Annotated in this window: 11 protein-coding genes; 10 read left to right on the top strand and 1 reads right to left on the bottom strand. The window is 66.2% G+C overall.

What is annotated here, in order from left to right; genetic code table 11:
* Positions 1–7: 7 nt before the first annotated feature.
* The gene (locus ACFVXC_RS04690; RefSeq protein ID WP_389901373.1) at positions 8–3868 is read right to left on the bottom strand and encodes a GH92 family glycosyl hydrolase; all 3861 of its coding nucleotides are present in this window, start codon (positions 3866–3868) and stop codon (positions 8–10) included.
* A gap of 509 nt (positions 3869–4377) precedes the next feature.
* Here ACFVXC_RS04690 and ngcE point away from each other — a divergent pair.
* The 10 genes from ngcE to ACFVXC_RS04640 all read left to right on the top strand — a co-directional run bounded on the left by ngcE (position 4378) and on the right by ACFVXC_RS04640 (position 16125).
* Positions 4378–5811 (top strand): N-acetylglucosamine/diacetylchitobiose ABC transporter substrate-binding protein, encoded by a 1434-nt coding sequence (gene ngcE / locus ACFVXC_RS04685; RefSeq protein ID WP_389901371.1) that lies wholly within the window; start codon positions 4378–4380, stop codon positions 5809–5811.
* Between the two features lie 295 nt (positions 5812–6106).
* Positions 6107–6973, top strand: coding sequence for a carbohydrate ABC transporter permease (locus tag ACFVXC_RS04680; RefSeq protein ID WP_389901585.1), 867 nt, complete (start codon positions 6107–6109; stop codon positions 6971–6973).
* Positions 6974–6993: 20 nt separating this feature from the next.
* Entirely contained in the window at positions 6994–7890 is an 897-nt protein-coding gene (locus tag ACFVXC_RS04675) for a carbohydrate ABC transporter permease (RefSeq protein ID WP_389901370.1), read from the top strand.
* 150 nt (positions 7891–8040) lie between these two features.
* Entirely contained in the window at positions 8041–9303 is a 1263-nt protein-coding gene (locus tag ACFVXC_RS04670; protein ID WP_389901368.1) for an extracellular solute-binding protein, read from the top strand.
* A 71-nt stretch (positions 9304–9374) separates the two neighbouring features.
* On the top strand, positions 9375–10322 hold the full coding sequence (locus ACFVXC_RS04665; protein ID WP_389901366.1) for a carbohydrate ABC transporter permease: 948 nt from the start codon (positions 9375–9377) through the stop codon (positions 10320–10322).
* Positions 10322–11206, top strand: a complete 885-nt coding sequence (locus ACFVXC_RS04660) for a carbohydrate ABC transporter permease (RefSeq protein WP_389901364.1) — start codon at positions 10322–10324, stop codon at positions 11204–11206. Before ACFVXC_RS04665 ends, ACFVXC_RS04660 begins: the two co-directional genes overlap by 1 nt.
* A gap of 199 nt (positions 11207–11405) precedes the next feature.
* The gene (locus ACFVXC_RS04655; protein WP_389901362.1) at positions 11406–12605 is read left to right on the top strand and encodes an ROK family transcriptional regulator; all 1200 of its coding nucleotides are present in this window, start codon (positions 11406–11408) and stop codon (positions 12603–12605) included.
* 120 nt (positions 12606–12725) lie between these two features.
* On the top strand, positions 12726–13841 hold the full coding sequence (locus ACFVXC_RS04650) for a substrate-binding domain-containing protein (protein WP_389901360.1): 1116 nt from the start codon (positions 12726–12728) through the stop codon (positions 13839–13841).
* Positions 13842–14062: 221 nt separating this feature from the next.
* A complete protein-coding gene (locus tag ACFVXC_RS04645) occupies positions 14063–14851 on the top strand; it encodes an ATP-binding cassette domain-containing protein (RefSeq protein WP_389901359.1) in 789 nt (262 codons plus the stop codon).
* Positions 14848–16125: a sugar ABC transporter permease gene (locus ACFVXC_RS04640; RefSeq protein WP_389901357.1), complete on the top strand. Its 1278-nt coding sequence runs from the start codon at positions 14848–14850 to the stop codon at positions 16123–16125. The genes ACFVXC_RS04645 and ACFVXC_RS04640 overlap by 4 nt, the downstream gene beginning before the upstream one ends.
* Positions 16126–16131: the final 6 nt, after the last annotated feature.

The raw sequence follows: 16131 nt of genomic DNA, 5'->3' as shown, positions 1-16131 counted from the left end.
AGAGGGATCAGCTCAGGAGCTCGACCTCCGCGAGCGTCGCGGACCCGTCCGGTACGAGCCGGTAGTGCCCGTACGTCCCCGGACGGTCGACCGTGAACACCCGGGTCTGTTTGTCCCAGGCGAACGACTGGCCGGACCGCTTGTCGAGGTCCTTCCACTTCTCGCCGTCGGTGGAGCCCTGGAGGACCCAGCCGCGCGGCGCCTTCGCCTTGTCGGCGGACGACGTCAGCGTGTACTGCACCGCCTTGGTCTCCTTGCCGACCGGAAGGTCCACGGCGGAGTCCGAAGTGGCCTCCGTCTTCGACGTGTCGTCGAAGAGCGCGCCGTCACCCTTGATGGCGTCACCGCGCGGCGCGGGCACCTTGTCGTCCTGCGTGACGGACGACGGCTGGGCGTTCTTGCCCGTGCCCCACGAGGACGGCTTGGGGCCCATGTCGAACTCCAGGACTCCGCCGCGCGCGATCTCCTTGTGGGGGAGCGCCGTAGAGGTCCACTTCTTGCCGTTGACCTTCAGGCCCTGGACGTAGATGTTCTTCGCGCTGTTCTTGGGCGCCTTGACGACCAGGTCGCGACCGCCGTCCATGTGCACCGTCATCTTGGTGAACTGCGGCGAACCGATCGCGTACTCGCCGCTGCCCATGACCAGCGGATAGAAGCCGAGCGAGGAGAAGAGGTACCAGGCCGACTGCTCGCCGTTGTCCTCGTCGCCGTGGTAGCCCTGCCCGATCTCGCTGCCCGTGTAGAGGCGGGAGAGGACCTCGCGGACCTTCTCCTGCGTCTTGGACGGCTGACCCGCCGCGTCGTACATGTAGGCGACGTGGTGGGCGACCTGGTTGGAGTGCCCGTACATGCCCATGCGTACGTCGCGCGCCTCGGTCATCTCGTGGATGACACCTCCGTAGGAGCCCGCGAACTCGGCGGACCCGGTCTCCGGAGTGGCGAAGTACGTGTCGAGCTTGTCGCCGAGACCCTTGCGGCCGCCGTAGAGGTTGGCGAGGCCGCGCGAGTCCTGCGGGGCGGTGAAGGCGTAGCCCCAGGCGTTCGTCTCGGTGTAGTCGTAACCCCACACGCGCGGGTCGAACTTGTCCGACGGGACGCGCCAGTCGCCCTTCTTGTCCTTGCCCTGGAAGAAGCCCGGCGCGGTGCTTCCTCCCGCCGCCTTGTCGTCGAAGAGCTTGACGTAGTCACGGGCGCGGTTGAGGAAGTACTCCGACTCCTCCTTGTAGCGCTTCTCGCCCGTCTTCTTGTAGAGGGCCTGGCCCATGCGCGAGATGCCGTAGTCGTTGAGGTAGCCCTCAAGCGCCCAGGAAAGGCCCTCGTGGGTCTCGCTGGGGGTGTAGCCGAGGAAGGGAGAGGTCTCCATGCCCTTGCGGCCGACGCCCGAACTCGGCGGTACCACCGTCGCGTTCTTCAGGGCCGCGTCGTACGCGTCCTTGGCGTCGAAGTCCACGCCTTTGACGTACGCGTCGGCGAACGCCACGTCCGAGGAGGTGCCCGTCATCAGGTCGGCGTAGCCCGGCGAGGACCAGCGCGACGTCCAGCCGCCGTCCTTGTACTGCTGCACGAAGCCGTCGACCAGCTCACCCGCCTTCTTCGGCGTGAGCAAGGAGTACGCGGGCCAGGTCGTGCGATACGTGTCCCAGAAGCCGTTGTTGACGTACGGCTTGCCGTCGACGATCTTCGCGCCGGTGTGGGTCGGGGTGTCGGGCCCCGTCTGCGGCGAGAAGGGAGAGGCGTACTGGTACTTCTTGCCGACCTTCTCGAAGCCCGAGTTTGGGTAGAGGTAGAGGCGGTAGAGGGAGGAGTAGAGCGAGGTCCGCTGGCCCTCGCTCGCGCCCTGCACCTCGACCTTGCCGAGGATGTCGTCCCAGCTCTTCTGCGCGCGGTTCTTCACGCGGTCGAAGGAGGTGCCGGACGGGATCTCGCTGTTGAGGTTGGCCTTGGCCTGGTCGAGGCTGATGAGTGAGGTCGCCAGGCGCAGGTTGACCGTGCGGTCCTTGCCCGCCTTGAAGCGCAGATAGCCGGTGACGTCACCGCCGCCCCCGCCCTCCAGCTTGCCGCCCGCGGTGACGGGAGCGTCGAACGTCCCGTACACGAAGAGGCGCGTGGCACCGGTGGAGAGGCCGGACTTGACGTCCGAGAAGCCGCTGACGACGCCGCTCTCCTTGTCGAGGGTGAGGCCGCCCTTCTCCGAGACGTTGTCGAATATGACGCTCGCGTCGTCACCGGGATAGGTGAACTTCATCATCGCGGCGTGGTCGGTCGGGGCCATCTCGGCCTTCAGACCGTTCTCGAAGGTCACGCCGTAGTAGTGCGGGCGTGCCGTCTCCTTCTCGTGCTTGAAGGGCAGCGCGCGCTTGGTGCGGTCCGCGGACGGGGTGTCCTTGTCGACGGACGGCATCATCTGGAAGGTCTGCCGGTCGCCCATCCAGGGACTTGGCTCGTGGCTCGCGCTGAACGCCTGGATCGTCGGCAGGTTGTCCGCGTTGTTGCCGCGCGCGTAGTCGTAGAGCCAGCTGAGCGAACCCGCGTTGGTCACCGGCGTCCAGAAGTTGAAGCCGTGCGGGACGGCCGTCGCCGGGAAGGTGTTGCCGCGCGAGAAGCCGCCGCTGGAGTTCGTGCCGCGGGTGGTGTCCGCGTAGTCCGAAGGGTGGGCCTTCGGCTTCGCCGGAGCCTTCTCCTTCAGGGACACGTCGTCCACCCAGCCGCGGAACTTCGCCGGGCCCTTGGGCGAGTCGTACGCGACGAGCACCCGGTCCACGGTCTTGCCGCCCGCGACCTGCCCGATCCGCGAGGCCACGTTGTTCCACTGGTTGACGTAGAGGCCCTTCGCGTCGCCCTGCCCCCGCGGGTCCATCGGGAAGCCGTGCTGGTCGGTGGCCTTGAGGTCACTCAGATAGGTGCCGTCGGTGAAGGCGAGGTCCACGGACACGTTCGTGGCGTCGTAGTCGAGATCGCCCTCGGCCATGGACGGGAAGACCCGGTACGACAGCTCGGTGTCACGCCGCACCGAGACGTTCACGTCGAAGACCTTGTTGTACGAGTAGCCGCGGGCGTCCGCCTTGTGGGTGCCCGCGTAGCGAAGGGCGTGCTTGCCGGTGAACCCGGCGCCCGACTTCGCGGTCGGGGAGCCACTGGGGCCGCGGTCCACGAGGGAGAGCATGTCCTCGGGGGCGGGCGTCTGACTGCCGCCGACGGAGAGCTGGACGTCGGAGAGCTGGAGGGCGTCGGACGCGCCGTTGTTGGCGGTGACGTCCAGGCGGTAGTGGGCGTACTCGGTGCCGTTGTCGAAGTCGTACTTCTTGGTCTGGTGGCGCTTGTCGAACGACTCGCCCTTGCGGGTGTCGAGGACCTTCCAGTCCTTGCCGTCCGTGGAGCCCTGCAGGGTCCAGTCCTTGGGGTCGCGCTCGTCGTGGTCGTTCGCCGACGTCAGCGCGTACGTCACGGCCTTGGCGGGCTCGTCGAGGTCGAACTCGACCCACCCCGTGGGCTTGAAGGTCAGCCACTTGCTGGTGGGCTCACCGTCGGTCAGGTTCTCCTTGACCTCACCGCCCGAGGAGTTTTCGCCGCTCGCGCGGACCTCGGTGACGTGGTCGTTCACACTGCCGGGGATACCGGCGCTGAACGCGCCGTTGACTCCGGCGGTCCGCTTCTTGCCGTCGGGGCCGGTTTCGACGGTGTTCAGCCAGTCGGGCTGCACATCGCCTTCTTCGAACGAAGAAACGAACTCCCGCGCTGCTTTGGGTGGTTTCTCCGGTTTGGCGACGGCGGCGCCCTGTGCCGTCGCGACGAGCGTGAGCGCGGCCGCTCCGAGAACCGCGGCCGAACGATGGTGTCTGAAGCGAGGTCTGCGTGATCTGTGCGGCATCCCCGAGCCCCTCCCTGCGAGTTGGACAACGTTGTCAAATCGCTGCGCAAGGTCCAGTAGGGCGTCAAGTGGTGGGTGGTGTCAAGGCTGTTGAAAGGGCCAGGTGGAGTCGGCGGTGGCCCGGAGAAAGTCCAAGGGGGCCGAGGAGAAAGTCCAACGGGGAGCAAGGAGGGGCGAGAGAGGATCAGGAGGGGGGAGCGGCGGGGACCCGACGCCACCGATTTCCCCGGCTGAATTTGCTCACGCCGTGAACGAACCAGTCCGTGTCTCCGCGAGGTCTCAACTCGGGAAAGACTGCTGGCCCAAGCTGCATTCGATCTTGCTCTGCTGCCGAGAAGTGGACTATACCTATCGGCACCCTGAGTGGCGGGTGCGAGCCCTTGCCATGTAGTTGTCGCACGTTCGGTACCACCAAGCTTCAACTGACCCGCGGTGTCGGGCCCTTCGCCACTGGCGAGTTGTCGGGAGCCCCGTGCGCCGCCTGAGTCCTGGAAGGCGAGGACTTGAGCATGGGATCCACCAGCATCAACCGTCGTGACGTGATGAAGAGGACGGTGGCCGCCAGCCTTCTCGCAGTGCCGGCCGTGGGCGCCCTGAGCTCCTGCGCGAGCGGCGGCGGTGAAGAGAACAAGGCGGAAAAGGGCACGAAGTCGAAGAAGAACCCGCTGGGCGTGAAAGCCGACGCCGGTCTCGCCGTCTACATCTTCAACGGCGGCTACGGCGACAAGTACGCCCAGTTCGTCACGGACATGTACGCCAAGAAGTACCCGAAGTCCCACCCTGAGCAGAAGCCCACCGAGAAGATCGCCACCCAGGTCCAGCCGAAGATCGTCCGGGGCAAGCCGACGTCGGACGTGGTCAACAACTCCGGCGCCGACCAGATGAACATCGGCAAGCTGGTGCACAACAAGCAGGTCGCCGACCTGCGGGAACTGCTCGGCGCCCCCTCCTGGGACGACCCGAGCGTCACGGTGCGCGAGACCCTCGTACCGGTGGTCGAGCAGATGGGCACCTTCGGCGGCAAGGAGTGTTACCAGCTCAACATCGCCTCGACGGTCTACGGCAACTGGTACTCCAAGAAGCTCCTGGAGCAGGGCCTCGACAGCGCGTACCCGAAGACCTGGGACGAGATGCTCGCCCTCTGCAAGAAGGCCAAGGCCAAGGGCATCCACGGCTGGAGCTACCCCGGCGGCCACCCGCGCTACGTGTTCTTCAGCATGTACGCGATGTTCGCCCAGCGCGGCGGGCGCGACGTCACCGACGCCATGGACTACCTGGAGCCGGACGCCTGGAAGAGCGACGCGGTCAAGGACGTCTTCGAGGCCTGGGAAGAGCTCGTCGCCAAGAAGTACGTCCTTACCGGCTTCGACGGCACCGAGGCGCACACGGAGATGCAGACCGCCTGGACCAAGGGCGGCAAGTGCGTCTTCGTGCCCGACGGCTCCTGGGTGGAGAACGAGGCCAAGGACACCACGCCCAAGGACTTCGACATGGCGGTCGGCGCGACCCCGTCCCTGGACTCGGGCGACAAGATGCCCTTCGGCACGCTCTACGCCCCCGCGGGCGAGCCCTTCATCGTCCCCGCCAAGGCCAAGAACGTGCAGGGCGGCATGGAGTGGCTGCGGATGATGTACAGCAAGGAGGCCGCCCTGAACCTGTTCAAGGAGGTCGGCTCGATCCCCGTGGTCAAGGGCGCCATCGACGGCCAGAAGCTGCCGCCCGGCACGGCGAGCGCGAAGGCGGCCATCGAGGCGGCCGGCGACAACATCGTCATCCCCAAGTTCTTCGACTGGTACAACGAGCTGTTCCGCGAGGACTACAACAACATGATCGCCAAGTTCATGCTGGGCCAGATCGGCACCAAGCAGGCGATGGAGACGATGCAGAAGGCGTCGGACCGGATCAAGAACGACCCCGACATCAGCAAGATCAAGAAGTCCTGACCACCACCGGAACCACCGCCGGAGCCGGCACCAGAACCGACACCAGAACCGGCATCGGAACCGGCATCGGAACCGAGTCTTCAGGTATGTGAGCGAGGCGGGGCGGAGCAGCATGACGACCGACACCCGGGTGGACGATTCCCCACCCCCGAAGAAGACGACGGAGCGGACGCCCGAACCCAAGGCGGCGAACCGGCTGTTGTTCCTCCTGGCGGTGCTCCTTCCGCCCCGCTTCACCCCCGAGAGCGTGCGCTACGACCGGCGCTACCGCACGCTCGACAAGTACCGCTTCATCATGGGCTTCCTGAGCGTGCCGCTCGCGTTCTACGCCCTCTTCGTCATCTCGCCCTTCGTGCAGGCGATCTACTACTCGTTCACCGACTGGTCCGGCGGCCCGGTGGCGAACTTCATCGGCTTCGACAACTTCACGAAGATGTGGAACGACGAACGCTTCTGGGACTCGCTCGAAGTGAGCGTCGTCCTCGCGATCGTCGCCCCGGTGATCACGCTCATGCTCGGCATGTTCTTCGCCTACATGATCACGTCGGGCGGCAGGCACCGTAGGGGCCAGGCCATCGCCGGTGTCGCGGGTTCGTCGTTCTACAAGGTCGTCTACTTCTTCCCGCAGGTCCTGTCCGTCGCCATCATCGCCGTCGTCTGGGGCCGCGTCCTCAACACCAACAGCGGCCTGATCAACGGCGGTCTCGACAAGGTGGGCATCGACGGTCCCGCCTGGCTCGGCGGCGACCGCGCCCTCGCCGTCATCGCCGTGCTCGTCGTGATCTGCTGGAGCTTCGTCGGCTTCTACGTGGTCCTTTTCTCCGCCGCGATGGGCGCGATCCCCAGGGACATCTACGAGGCCGCGCTGCTCGACGGCGCGGGCCGGGGGCGGACCTTCTTCAGCGTGACGCTTCCGCTGATCTGGGACACCGTACGGACGGGCTGGATCTACATGGGCATCCAGGCGCTCGACTCGTTCGCGATCGTCCTGGTCATGGTGCCCGAGCACGTCCTGAAGGTGACCCCCGTCTTCCTCTACGAACGATTCCGTGACGGCCAGTACGGCTATGCCACCTCCATCGGCGTCGTCCTCCTCCTCCTCAGCATGGCGTTCTCGCTGATCGTCATGAGGATCGGGAATCGCGACCGGATCGAATACTGAGACCGCGGGAGCACTGCATCATGACCACCTCCACCACCGCGCCCCGCACTAAGCCCGCCGACGAGCCCCGCCGTGAGACGGGCTCCAGGAGCGGCGCCACGCTGAACGTCTTCTCGCACGCGTTCCTCGCCCTGTGGGTGATCCTCGCGGCCGGGCCCCTCGTCTGGGTCGCCCTCACAGCGTTCCGCCCCTCGGTCGACATCCTCAGCGATCCGATGGGCTGGCCGTCCTCCTTCCACTGGGAGAACTTCACCAACGCGTGGACCGAGGCCAACATCGGTCAGTACACGCTCAACTCGCTGATCATCCTCGCGGGTTCGCTGACCGGCACCATGCTCCTGGGCTCGATGGCCGCGTACGTGATCGCCCGCTTCACCTTCCCGGGCAACCGGTTTGTCTTCATGCTGTTCGCGGGCGGCATGATGTTCCCGGTCATCCTCGCGCTCGTGCCGCTCTTCGCGGTCATGGAGAACTTCGGCCTCCTGGACACCCGTCCCGGCCTGATGATCGCGTACATCGCGTACTCGCTGCCCTTCACCGTCTTCTTCCTGACGTCCTTCTTCCGGACGCTGCCGACCGGCGTACAGGAGGCGGCGATGGTCGACGGGGCCTCGCACACGCGCACGTTCTTCCAGATCATGCTGCCGATGGCCAAGCCGGGTCTGGTCAGCATCGGCATCTTCAACTTCCTCGGCCAGTGGAACCAGTACCTGCTTCCGCTGCTGCTCAACAACGAGGACGAGAAGAGCTATGTGCTGCCGCAGGGGCTCGCCACGCTCGCGGTCTCGCAGGGCTACCGCGGTGACTGGGGGGCGCTCTTCGCGGGCCTGACGATCGCGATGGTTCCGGTGCTCGTCGTGTACGCGGTGTTCCAGCGTCAGGTGCAGGCGGGCCTGACCGCGGGGGCCATCAAGTGACCCCGCGCACAGGTGATTTCAGCTTGGCCACGAAAGTGGTCTAGGCCTGTTGCGCCAATTCCGGCCGTGAGTAATGTCGGCCCCACGGCGCCGCGGGGGGAACCTTTTGCCCGCGTTCAAGTCGACACCGATGTCGAAGGGTTGAACAGCATGAGGAATCGATTGATCGCCACCGGTGCGGCGACGCTCGCGATGGCACTGGGACTCAGTGCCTGCGGCGGTGACAGCGGCAGCGGTGACAGCAAGACCATCAAGCTCGTCGCCGCCGACTACGGCGACAAGGCCTCCAACGCCTCCAAGAAGTACTGGGACGGCGTGAAGAAGGAGTTCGAGAAGGAGAACAAGGGCTACAAGGTCGACGTCCAGGTCATCAACTGGAACGAGATCGACAAGTCCGTCAAGAACATGATCCAGGCGGGCAACCAGCCCGACCTCCTGCAGACCGGCGGCTACGCCGACAAGGTCGCGGACGACCTGCTCTACAAGGCCGACGAGGTCCTCTCGCCCAAGACGCAGCAGAACCTCATCCCCACCTTCGCCAAGGCCGGCGAGGTCAAGGGCACGCAGTACGGCATCCCGTGGGTCTCATCGAGCCGCGTGATGTTCTACAACAAGGCCGTCCTGAAGAAGGCGGGCGTGAAGACGCCGCCCAAGACGTGGGACGAGGTCGCCGCCGCGGCGAAGAAGATCAAGTCGTCCAAGGCCGCCGAGACGCCGTACGCCCTCCCGCTCGGCCCCGAGGAGACCCAGGGCGAGACGATGATGTGGGAGCTCGGCAACGGCGGTGGCTACACCGACGCGAGCGGCAAGTACACGCTCGACAGCGCCAAGAACGTAGAGACCTTCGACTGGCTGCAGAAGAACCTGGTCAAGCCCGGCCTCACGTACTCCAACCCGGCCTCCACGGACCGCAAGACGGCCTTCGCCGACTTCGCGGCGGGCAAGGTCGGCATGCTCAACGGCCACCCGAGCCTGATCCAGATGGCCAAGGACGGCAAGGTCGACTACGGCGTCGCACCGATCCCCGGCAAGACGGGCCCGCTCGACTCCACCCTCGGTGTCGCCGACTGGATGATGGCGTTCAAGGACGGCGGCGCGGAGAAGGAAGGCGTGAAGAAGTTCCTGGACTTCACGTACTCCAAGAAGATGCTGCAGTTCGACGAGATGTACAACCTGATGCCCGTCACCCAGGACACCCTCAAGACGATGCAGACCAGCGGCAAGCACAAGGACCTGGAGCCGTTCTTCAAGGTCCTGCCGAACGCCAAGTTCTACCCGCTCGGCGACACCTCCTGGGACGTCATCTCCTCCGAGATGAAGAAGACCGGTGGCAAGGCCGTGAGCGACGACCCCAAGACGGTCCTCGGTGACCTGCAGAAGAAGGCCGAATCGGCTGCTGCCGAGAACAAGTAGCACGCAGTCAGAAGCACTTGGCAGGCATACAGCCGTACTTCGTCCCGTAGTCCCGTTCGCTAGGAGACCTTGTGTCACTCAAGGCCCCTCCGCCCCCGGCCGACACCGGCCGGGGACGGAGCGGGCGCGCGCCCAGGCCGGTGAGCCGTCGCAGCGGTATCGCGCGACTCGGCCCGCTGCCCTGGATAGCGCCCGTCATCCTGCTGATCCTCGCCGTGGTCATCTGGCCGGTCGTCGAGCTGATCCGCACCTCGTTCCTCAACATCTCCATCGCCGGGATCGTGCGCGGCAGCGCGGGGACCGACAAGTACAAGAAGCTCTTCGAGGAGACCGACTTCGGGGCGGTCCTGCTCTGGACGGTCGTGTGGACCGTCGTCGTCGTGAGCGTGACGATGCTGCTCTCGCTCGCCCTCGCCCAGCTCTTCAACCAGAAGTTCCCCGGCCGCACCGTCACCCGCTGGGCGCTCATCGCGCCCTGGGCGGCATCCGTCCTGATGACCGCCATCGGCTTCAAGTGGATGCTCAACCAGACCGCGGGCGTGCTCAACACGCTGATGCTGGACCTCGGCCTCATCGACAAGTCCAAGGACTGGCTCGGCGAACCGGGGACGGCCTGGCCGTGGATGATGGCCGTCGCGGTCTTCGTCTCGCTGCCCTTCACCACGTACACACTGCTCGCCGGTCTGCAGACCATCCCGGGCGAGGTCTACGAGGCGTCGCGGATCGACGGGGCGGGCCCCTGGCAGACGTACCGTCACATCACGGTGCCGATGCTGCGGCCCGCGTTCCTCGTCGGTGTGGTCATCAACCTCATCAACGTCTTCAACTCCTTCCCGATCATCTGGGCCATGACGCAGGGCGGTCCCGGCTATGACACCTCCACGACCATGGTGTTCATGTACAAGCTGAAGGAGACCGACATCGGCGAATCCGCCGCCATGTCCGTGGTCAACTTCGCGATGGTCGTCGTGCTGGTGCTGATCTTCCTGAAGGTCAGCCGGTGGAACGAGGAGGACTGATGGCCACCGCGACGGCACCCCGCGCGGGGTCCCCGAAGGGGTCCGCGCCCCAGCTCAAGCCCAAGCGCACGTTCCGGCCGCGCACGCTGGTCATCACGGTGGTCGCCTGGGCGCTCGCGGCGATCTTCCTGGCTCCGTACCTGGAGATGGTGATCACCGCGCTCCGCCCCAAGAGCGAGCTGCGGGACCGGACCTATCTGCCGACCGACCTGGAGTGGTCGAACTTCATCGAGGTCTGGAAGGAGTCGGAGCTCGGCCAGAACCTCCAGGTGACCCTGTTGGTCGCGGGCGGCGCGACACTTCTGGTGCTCCTGGTCTCGCTGCCCGCCGCGTACTACACGGCCCGCATGCGTTACCGCGGACGCAAGGCCTTCCTGCTCCTCGTCCTCATCACGCAGATGTTCCAGCCCACCGCCCTCCTCGTCGGTCTCTACCGCGAGTTCCACCAGCTGGACATGCTCAACTCGGTCTGGACGCTGATCATCACCAACGCGGCGTTCAACCTCGCGTTCGCGGTGTGGATCCTGACGGCCTACATCAGCTCGATCCCGCCCGAGCTCGAGGAGGCGGCGATGGTGGACGGCACGAGCCGGTTCGGTGCCATGATCAAGGTGACGCTGCCACTCGCGCTGCCGGGTGTGGTCACCGCGGTGATCTTCACTTTCATCACCTCGTGGAACGAGTTCGTGATGGGCCTCACGCTCACCACCGAGCCCGACAAGCAGCCGCTGACCGTCGGCATCAACAACTTCATCGGCGCCTACACCGTGGAGTGGAACTACCTCTTCGCGGCCTCCGTGGTGGCGATCGTGCCGGTCATCGTGCTGTTCGCCTTCATCGAGCGGCACGTCGTCTCGGGTCTCACCGCGGGATCGGTCAAGTAACGGATCGGCCCTCTCAGGCCGGGTCCGGGTGGTTTGGGGTACATCCTCGCCACTTGGGCCCGGCCTGTCCCGCTGTTCGAGAGTGCCGATTTGGGTCAAGGACTTGACTGCGCTGACCCGTTCAGCAGAGCTTGGAGTTCACAACTTGTACGGGCGGCGAAGTAGCCGTTACGTCATACCGAAAAGGGTGGCTGAGTCAATGGAGACTCCGGGGTCGCAGTCGTCGCTGCACCGGGCCAATCTCGAACGGGTCGTACGTGCCGTACGGCTCGCCGGGTCGCTCACTCAGGCGGAGATCGCCAGGACGACAGGTCTGTCCGCGGCCACGGTCTCCAACATCGTCCGGGAGCTCAAGGACGGCGGAACGGTCGAGGTCACGCCCACCTCGGCAGGGGGCCGCAGGGCCCGCAGCGTCTCGCTCAGCGGTGACGCGGGCATCGTCATCGGCGTCGACTTCGGCCATACGCACCTGCGCGTGGCGGTCGGCAACCTCGCCCACCAGGTGCTCGCCGAGGAGTCCGAGCCGCTGGACGTGGACGCGTCCGCCGCGCAGGGCTTCGACCGCGCCGAGCAGCTGGTCAGCAGGCTGATCTCGGTGACCGGCGTGGACCGCGAGAAGATCGCGGGCATCGGTCTCGGCGTGCCGGGGCCCATCGACGTGGAGTCAGGGACGCTCGGCTCGACCTCGATCCTGCCGGGCTGGACGGGCACCAAGCCCGCGGAGGAGCTCAAGGACCGCATCGGCGTCCCCGTGCACGTCGACAACGACGCCAACCTCGGCGCGCTCGGCGAGCTGGTCTGGGGGAGCGGCCGGGGGGTCAAGGACCTCGCGTACATCAAGGTCGCGAGCGGTGTCGGCGCCGGGCTCGTGATCAGCGGGCGGATCTACCGCGGCCCCGGCGGCACCGCGGGCGAGATCGGGCACATCACCCTGGACGAGTCGGGCCCGGTCTGCCGCTGCGGCAACCGCGGCTGCCTGGAGACCTTCACGGCGGCCCGCTATGTGCTGCCCCTGCTCCAGTCGAGCCACGGCACCGAGCTGACCATGGAGCGCGTTGTCTCCCTGGCGCGTGAGGGAGACCCGGGCTGCCGCCGCGTGATCGCGGACGTCGGGCGGCACATCGGCAGCGGTGTGGCGAACCTCTGCAACCTCCTGAACCCCAGCAGGGTCGTGCTCGGCGGTGATCTCGCGGAGGCCGGTGAGCTGGTCCTCGGGCCCATCAGGGAGTCCGTGGGGCGCTATGCGATCCCCAGTGCCGCGCGCCAGCTCTCCGTGCTTCCCGGGGCCCTGGGAGGCCGTGCCGAAGTCCTGGGCGCGCTGGCACTCGCGCTCAGCGAGATGGGCGATTCGACGCTTTTGGACGGTTCTCTGTCCGCGACGGCACCTGCCTTCACTTAGATAACGCATGGCACCGTTGTCATCTCGTTAAGGATTTACTCCTTGACGCCGGTGTGGCGGCCGAGTTGACTTCGAGCCACCTCGGCCGCAACGACGCGGCCACGTCAGGGAGGTTCCCGAATGAACACGCGTATGCGTCGTGCCGCCGTTGCCGTTGCCGCCACCACGATGGCCGTCACCCTTGCTGCCTGTGGCAGTGCCAAGGAGTCCGACGGTGACAAGAGTGATAAGGGCGGGTCCAAGAAGGGTGACGCGCTGAATATAGGTCTGCTCCTGCCGGAGAACGAGACCGCGCGTTACGAGAAGTTCGACAAGCCGCTGATCGAGAAGACCGTCAAGGATCTGACCGACGGCAAGGGCAAGGTCACCTACGCGAACGCCAAGCAGGACGCGTCCACGCAGAACCAGCAGGCCGACACGATGATCACCAACAAGGTGGACGTGTTGATCGTGGACGCGGTGGACTCCAAGGCGATCGCCGGGTCGGTCAAGAAGGCCAAGGAAGCGGGCATCCCGGTCGTGGCGTACGACCGCCTCGCCGAGGGCCCCATCGACGCGTACACCTCGTTCGACAACGAAGAGGTCGGCCACGTCCAGGGCAAGGCCCTCCTGGAGAAGCTCGGCGACAAGGCGAAGGACGGTGAGATCGTGATGATGAACGGCGCGATCACCGACCCGAACGCCAAGCTCTTCAAGAAGGGCGCCGAGGCCGAGCTCAAGGGCAAGGTCAAGATCGGCAAGTCGTACGACACCAAGGAGTGGAAGGCGGTCAACGCCAACGCCAACATGGAGGGCGCGATCTCGGCGATCGGCAAGGACAAGATCGTCGGCGTCTACTCCGCGAACGACGGCATGGCGGGCGGCATCATCACCGCGCTCAAGGCCGCGGGCATCTCCAAGCTTCCGCCGGTCACCGGACAGGACGCCGAACTCGCCGGTGTGCAGCGCATCGTCGCGGGCGAGCAGTTCATGAGCGTCTACAAGTCCTACCCGCAGGAGGCCAAGGTCGCCGCGGAGATGGCCGTCGCGCTCGGCAAGGGCGACAAGCTCGACTCCATCGCCAAGACGAAGGTCGACAGCCCCACCACCAAGGGCGTTCCCACGGTGCTCGTGCCGGTCGTCTCGCTGACCGACAAGAACATCAAGGAGACCGTCATCAAGGACGGCATCTACTCGGTCGACGAGATCTGCACGGCCAAGTACAAGGCCGACTGCGCCAAGGTCGGCCTGAAGTAAGTCCCCCCGTTTCTCCGGGACTTCACCACCATTGAGCCCTGTCCGGCGCCCCGCTCCAACAGCCCCGCAGCTATGGCGGGGCGCCGGACAGAAACGCGCTCTGGTCGCTCGTCGGCTCTCGTTCCGCTGAGCCGAGCCGAGCCGGGTTCCGGCTCTTCTCGTTCTTCTGGTTCTTCTCGTTCTCTTCTGTTCAACCTCCCGCCGGTCAGGCGGCGAAGGAGATGGTTCACGTGTCCGCTACGCCCGTGTTGGCGTTGCGCGGGGTCTCCAAGCGATTCGGTGCCGTCCAGGCGCTCACCGACGTAGAGCTTGAGGTCCACGCCGGTGAAGTGGTCGCCCTGGTGGGCGACAACGGCGCAGGAAAGTCCACGCTGGTCAAGACGATCGCCGGCGTGCATCCCATCGATGACGGCGTCATCGAGTGGGACGGCAAGGCCGTATCGATCAACAAGCCGCACGACGCCCAGAACCTGGGCATCGCGACCGTCTACCAGGACCTCGCGCTGTGCGACAACATCGACGTCGTAGGCAATCTCTACCTCGGCCGTGAGCTGCGCAAGCGTGGCGTGCTCAACGAGGTCGAGATGGAGCGCCGCGCCCGCGAGCTGCTCACCACGCTCTCGATCCGCATACCCAGCGTCCGCATCCCGATCGCCTCGCTCTCCGGCGGTCAGCGGCAGACGGTGGCGATCGCCCGCTCGATGCTCGGCGAGCCCAAGCTCGTCATCCTCGACGAGCCCACCGCCGCCCTCGGCGTCGAGCAGACCGCCCAGGTCCTCGACCTGGTGGAGCGGCTGCGCGAGCGTGGCCACGCGGTCATTCTCATCAGCCACAACATGGCGGACGTCAAGGCCGTCGCGGACAAGGTGGCGGTGCTCCGGCTCGGCCGGAACAACGGAGTCTTCGATGTGAAGGCCACCTCGCAGGAAGAGATCATCTCCGCGATCACAGGCGCCACGGAAAATGCCGTGACCCGTCGCGCGGCGCGCAACGTGGAGGCACAGAAGTGAGTACCGAGAAGACCTCCACCCCGGTCGACGCCCCGGCCGCCGCCGCTGACGCCGTCACCGCGGTCGACCCCCGCCTGCTCGTGCGCGAGCAGGGCTTCGCCGGATACATCACCGAGTTCAAGCGGAAGATGCGCGCCGGTGACCTGGGCTCCATCCCGGTCGTCGTGGGCCTCATCATCATCTGGGCGATCTTCGCCTCGATGAACTCGCGCTTCCTGACCGCGGAGAACCTCAACAACATCTCCGTCGCCATGGTCGGCACCGGCATGATCGCGGTCGGCATCGTGTTCGTGCTGCTGCTCGGCGAGATCGACCTGTCGGTCGGCTCGGTCAGCGGTGTCGCGGGCGCGGTCGCCGCCGTGCTCGCCGTCACGCACGGAGCGCCCGAGTGGATCGCGATGATCGTCGCCATCCTCTCCGGCACCGTGATCGGCACCATCCACGGCTTCTTCTTCGCGCGCATCGGCGCCCCGGCGTTCGCCGTCACCCTGGCAGGCCTGCTGTTCTGGCAGGGCTTCATGCTCCAGATCCTGGGCGACAACGGCACGATCAACCTGGACTCCGAAGGCCTGATCGCCAAGCTGACCTCGTACTACTTCACGGACGTCGCCGCGGCCTATGGCCTCGCGGTGGTCGCGGTCGCCGCCTTCTTCCTCTCGGCCTTCTTCGACAGCCGCCGCCGTGACGCGGCCGGTGTGCCGTCCAGGCCGCTGAGCGAGATCATCGTGCGCACCGTGGTCCTCGCGGTGGTGGCCTTCGCCGCCGCGATCATGTTCAACCAGTACAAGGGCCTGCCCCTCGCCCTGGTGATCTTCCTGGTCTTCCTGGTCGGCACCGACTTCGTGCTGCGCCGCACGACCTACGGCCGCAAGGTCTTCGCCCTCGGCGGCAGCGTCGAGGCGTCCCGCCGCGCCGGTATCAACGTCACCCTGATCCGTACGTCGGTCTACGCGATCGCCGGTACGTTCGCGGCGGCGGGCGGCCTCTTCATGGCCTCCAAGATCGCCGCGGCCAACCAGGGCGCCGGCACCGGTGACCTCCTGATGAACGCCATCGCGGCGGCCGTCATCGGCGGCACCAGCCTCTTCGGCGGCCGGGGCCGCACCTGGAACGCCCTCCTGGGTGTCATGGTCATCACTTCGATCCAGTACGGCCTGGCGCTCGAAGGCATCGCGACGCCGGTCCAGTACATGATCACCGGTGGCGTACTGCTCGCCACGGTCGTGATCGACTCCATCACCCGTAAGACCCAGAAGACGGCAGGACGCGCCTGACCTGCC

It is taken from the genome of Streptomyces sp. NPDC058257 (genome assembly GCF_042881845.1).
In the GTDB taxonomy this organism is placed as follows: domain Bacteria; phylum Actinomycetota; class Actinomycetes; order Streptomycetales; family Streptomycetaceae; genus Streptomyces.
Note: the sequence above shows the minus strand (reverse complement) of the source record. Positions and strands in the feature narration are given on the sequence as shown.